Below are 1,056 nucleotides of genomic sequence, written 5' to 3'. Positions count from 1 at the left end.
CGTCTTGAACTGCGGTTCCACCGCACCTTCACGCAGATACTTCTTTATCGTGTTCCGAGACAAACCCGTCCGCCGGGCAATCTCCCTGATTGGCATCTTGTCACGCAATGCCCAGCGTCGAATGACACTCAAAAATCCCATGTCGATCACTCCAAATCCCCCCAACCAAAACCGTCGGGGAAGTGTGTTCACATGGGTCAATTCTCAGTGACAATTTATGGGGCTACCGGGTCAGTTCTCAGTGACAATCAACACATGGCTGGTCTCAAACCGGCCACGGGCAGGACCGGGCCGCGCATCCATGACCTGCGACATACCTTTGTCGTGCACCGGATCCTCGAGTGGTACCGGCAAGGTGTGAACCCGCAGGAAAAGCTGCCGTATCTTGCAACATATCTCGGCCACCGCGATATCAACTCCACGCTGGTCTACATCACGGTGACCCAGGAGCTGCTGCATGAAGCGAGTGAGCGGTTCCGGGCCTTCACCTCGCCTGGCAATGCTGATCCGGCGGAGGTGGCATCATGAAATCTGATCCGCTCCCCCAATTGCTGCGCATGTTCTTCACTGACTGGATGGTCCAGCAACGCAACGCCTCTGTGCATACCATCAAGTCGTATCGGGACACCTGGAGGCTCTTTCTGCGATTTGTCGCGGTCCGGCGTGGCAAGCCTGTTGTTCGCCTAGCGCTGAGCGAATTGACCGCGGCGAAGGTCATCGCCTTCCTGCAACATCTTGAGGTCGAACGCGGTGACACAATCGGCACCCGGAACTGCCGCCTCGCCGCCCTGCGCAGCTTCTTCGGCTTTGTGGCAACGCGCGAACCGGAGTTCATGGCGCAATGCGCGGAGGTTCTGGACGTGCCGACGAAAAAAGCACCGATCCGCGCGCCAGACTACCTCGAACCCGAAGAGGTGCAGGCGATCCTGGCTCAACCCGACCGCTCCACGTTGATCGGCCAGAGGGACCATGTCTTGCTGTCGCTGCTCTACAATACCGGCGCGCGCATCCAGGAAGCGCTTGATCTTCGCCCCCAGGCGATCAGGTTCGATGCTC

3 protein-coding genes are annotated in these 1,056 nt (G+C 58.7%); 2 read left to right on the top strand and 1 reads right to left on the bottom strand.

Annotated features, from left to right (window positions below; all coding sequences use genetic code 11):
• The coding region (locus tag A3722_RS23430; RefSeq protein ID WP_150120496.1) for a helix-turn-helix domain-containing protein at positions 1-141 on the bottom strand (141 nt) is incomplete at its 3' end.
• 114 nt (positions 142-255) lie between these two features.
• On the opposite strand from A3722_RS23430, the gene A3722_RS14240 reads away from it, so the two are divergent.
• Together A3722_RS14240 and A3722_RS14235 are read left to right on the top strand one after the other, a co-directional pair.
• Positions 256-528 (top strand): hypothetical protein, encoded by a 273-nt coding sequence (locus tag A3722_RS14240; RefSeq protein ID WP_067629784.1) that lies wholly within the window; start codon positions 256-258, stop codon positions 526-528.
• Positions 525-1,056: tyrosine-type recombinase/integrase (locus tag A3722_RS14235; RefSeq protein WP_150120495.1), on the top strand; the 532-nt coding region annotated here is incomplete at its 3' end. The genes A3722_RS14240 and A3722_RS14235, both read left to right, overlap by 4 nt.

The sequence above is a fragment of the Sulfitobacter sp. HI0027 genome (assembly GCF_001634775.1).
Lineage (GTDB): Bacteria > Pseudomonadota > Alphaproteobacteria > Rhodobacterales > Rhodobacteraceae > Sulfitobacter.
This window is presented reverse-complemented; position numbering and strand designations above follow the sequence as displayed.

Bases quoted from the DNA above. Each gene is read 5' to 3' on its own strand.
- A3722_RS14240 (WP_067629784.1), top strand. From the start codon at position 256: ATGGCTGGTCTCAAACCGGCCACGGGCAGGACCGGGCCGCGCATCCAT.